Source organism: Salinivibrio sp. MA427, from assembly GCF_001996115.1.
In the GTDB taxonomy this organism is placed as follows: Bacteria; Pseudomonadota; Gammaproteobacteria; order Enterobacterales; family Vibrionaceae; genus Salinivibrio; species Salinivibrio costicola.
On sequence record NZ_MUFH01000278.1, the window covers coordinates 1 to 3,218 of the forward strand.

Consider the following 3,218-nt stretch of genomic DNA (forward strand, 5'->3'; position numbering starts at 1 on the left):
GAACTAGAAAACGGTCACGTGGTGACTGCCCACATTTCAGGCAAGATGCGTAAGCACTACATCCGCATCCTGACCGGCGACAAAGTCACTGTTGAAATGACCCCTTACGATTTGTCGAAAGGTCGCATCGTTTTCCGTTCGCGTTAATCCTCCGAACGCGGTCAAAAAAACCCGGCTCTCAGGCCGGGTTTTGCTTTTGGTGAACGCTTGCTTTAATGAACACTTACGTGAGCAACTGCCGTTACGCGGGCTCCATTTGATCACTGAACTGGAAGTCCAAGCGGTTGTTTTTCAATACCACTCGAACCGTTCCGCCATTGACCAAACAACCAAAGAGCAGTTCGTTCGCTAATGGTTTTTTCAGATTATCTTGAATCACACGTCCCATCGGTCGCGCACCCATCGCCTTATCGTAACCCTCTTCTGCCAACCACTGTTTGGCTTCCGATGTCACTTCGAGTGAAACACCTTTAGCATCCAGTTGCGCTTGCAGCTCAACAATAAATTTATCCACCACTTGCAAGATGACCTGCTCATCCAAGTGATTGAACCAGATGATATTGTCGAGACGATTACGGAACTCAGGTGAAAATACCTTTTTAATTTCCGACATGGCATCATGGCTGTGATCCTGCTGAATCAAACCGATGGACTTACGTACCGTTTCCGCCACCCCGGCGTTGGTTGTCATCACCAAGATAACATTACGGAAATCGGCTTTGCGGCCATTGTTGTCAGTCAGTGTGCCATTATCCATGACTTGGAGTAACAAGTTAAACACGTCAGGATGCGCTTTCTCGATCTCATCAAGCAGCACCACACTGTAAGGATGCTTAATCACCGCATCCGTTAGCAGGCCGCCTTGATCGTAGCCAACATAACCTGGTGGTGCACCAATCAAGCGGCTGACGGTGTGACGCTCCATGTATTCGGACATATCAAAACGTTGGAGTTCAATGCCCATGGCACGCGCAAGCTGCACGGTCACCTCTGTTTTGCCCACACCTGTTGGCCCAGCAAACAAGAACGACCCCACGGGTTTATTATCATCACCCAAGCCGGCACGACTGAGTTTGATCGCCTCTGACAATGCCGTGATCGCAGTATCTTGCCCAAACACCAACATCTTAAGTTTGTCGTCTAGCGACTGCAGCACATCTTTATCGGAAGAAGATATCGACTTCTCCGGGATCCGTGCCATTTTTGCAATCATGGTTTCAACATCAGGCACGTTGACGGTTTTTTTACGCTTACTCGCAGGTGCCATTCGGCATCGCGCGCCCGCTTCATCAATCACGTCAATCGCCTTGTCAGGAAGGTGGCGCTCATTGATGTATTTTGCCGACAACTCAACCGCCGCACGAATCGCTTTGTTGGTATACCGCACTTCATGATGCGCTTCGTATTTCGGTTTCAAGCCCATCAAGATCTTGGTGGTATCGTCGATAGACGGCTCCAACACATCAATTTTTTGGAAGCGACGCGCCAATGCACGCTCTTTCTCAAAGATAGAGCCGTACTCTTGGTAGGTTGTCGAACCAATACAACGTAACTTACCGCTGCTCAGTAGCGGCTTGATCAAGTTTGCAGCATCGACTTGGCCGCCACTTGCCGCACCCGCGCCGATAATAGTGTGGATCTCATCAATGAAAAGCACGGCATGATCTTCTTTTTCAAGCTGCTTTAAAATTGATTTAAAGCGTTTCTCGAAATCACCGCGATACTTGGTCCCCGCCAAGAGCGAGCCAATATCTAGCGAATAGATGACACAGTCTTTAATGACATCGGGCACTTGGCCTTCGACAATGCGCCACGCCAGCCCTTCGGCAATCGCTGTTTTACCCACGCCGGCTTCCCCCACCAGCAATGGATTGTTCTTGCGACGACGGCACAGCACCTGAATGGTTCGCTCAAGCTCTTTGTCACGACCAATCAAGGGATCGATGCCACCGACGCGCGCCAACTGGTTTAGGTTGGTAGCAAAGTTTTCTAAGCGATCTTCACCTGGGTCGGCGCCCGCTTCTTCTGTCCCCATATCACTACTGGGAAGGTCTTCACTGTCGTCTTTGGTGGTGCCGTGGGAGATATAGTTCACCACGTCTAAGCGGCTGACATCGTTTTTCTTCAACAAATAAGCCGCATGCGACTCTTGCTCGCTGAAGATAGCGACAAGCACGTTCGCACCACTGACTTCGCTGCGTCCCGATGACTGAACATGGAACACGGCCCGTTGCAAGACGCGCTGGAAGCTCAACGTGGGTTGTGTTTCTCGCGACTCATCATCCGCCGGGATCAGCGGTGTGGTTTGTTCAATAAACGCGTCGAGTTCTTTGTGTAGCGCCTCCAGATCAGCTCGGCATGCCACCAGCGCTTCATGCGCCGCCGCATTTTCGATTAACGCGAGAAGCAGGTGCTCCACCGTCATAAATTCGTGGCGTTTTTCACGCGCACGTGCAAACGCGCCGTTCAAACTTGCTTCAAGTTCTTTGTTAAGCATAAAGGCACCTCCCTCAAAAACCGCGCTAAAGCGTGATGAAGCAGCTTACGCTTTCTCCATCGTGCACAGTAGCGGATGGCCATGCTCTTTGGCATACATCATTACCTGTGCCACTTTCGTTTCAGCGACCTCGGCAGTAAACACACCGCAGACCGCTTTTCCTTCATAGTGCACCGCCAGCATGACTTGTGTCGCTTTGTCCACATCCATGGCAAAAAACGTCTGGAGCACTTCGATAACAAACTCCATGGGAGTGTAGTCATCATTGTTAAGCACCACCTTGTACATCGATGGCGGTTGTAACTTAGTTTTTTCTGACGCCTCAAGCTCTGCGTCAGGCAAACCCCATTGATTCCAATTACTCATAACCACTTCAATGCATTGTTAGGGTATCAAGGCTCATTGTGTGGCGGGGCAGCACTGCCATCCACGAATCCCGTCCACCTGTCTTTAAAGTTAAGCTACAGATTGTATTCCAGCAACCTTTTCAATGCGAACATCGTTTGTCTGAGCAATTGTTAATCACGGTAGTGCGTTATCGTTATACACATAGATAGGGTGAAACACGCAAATTCGTTCACTGACTATGCCAAAGCCCATGAAAATGTGTTACCAACCGGGCGCCTGTATCCGTGCACAAAAAAAAAGGCAGACATACACCTACCCGATGGGCTATCACCACGCAAGCAGGATCATATGTTCGCTTATCCTGTGTTCTTTC

Annotated in this window: 3 protein-coding genes; 1 reads left to right on the forward strand and 2 read right to left on the reverse strand. The window is 49.9% G+C overall.

Translation table 11 applies throughout. From position 1 onward, the window contains the following. Positions 1 to 147, forward strand: a 147-nt coding sequence (gene infA / locus BZG79_RS13205; protein ID WP_108743301.1) for a translation initiation factor IF-1, incomplete at its 5' end; no start/stop codon positions are given. A gap of 94 nt (positions 148 to 241) precedes the next feature. On the opposite strand, the gene clpA is transcribed toward infA, so the two are convergent. Next, positions 242 to 2,497 carry an ATP-dependent Clp protease ATP-binding subunit ClpA gene (gene clpA, locus BZG79_RS13210; RefSeq protein ID WP_077774632.1) on the reverse strand — a complete coding sequence of 752 codons (2,256 nt, stop codon included), beginning with the start codon at positions 2,495 to 2,497 and terminating at the stop codon, positions 242 to 244. A gap of 45 nt (positions 2,498 to 2,542) precedes the next feature. Further along, positions 2,543 to 2,863: an ATP-dependent Clp protease adapter ClpS gene (clpS, locus tag BZG79_RS13215; protein ID WP_021022427.1), complete on the reverse strand. Its 321-nt coding sequence runs from the start codon at positions 2,861 to 2,863 to the stop codon at positions 2,543 to 2,545. Between the last annotated feature and the right edge of the window lie 355 nt (positions 2,864 to 3,218).

Bases quoted from the DNA above. Each gene is read 5' to 3' on its own strand.
- clpS (WP_021022427.1), bottom strand. From the start codon at position 2,863: ATGAGTAATTGGAATCAATGGGGTTTGCCTGACGCAGAGCTTGAGGCG.
- clpA (WP_077774632.1), bottom strand. From the start codon at position 2,497: ATGCTTAACAAAGAACTTGAAGCAAGTTTGAACGGCGCGTTTGCACGT.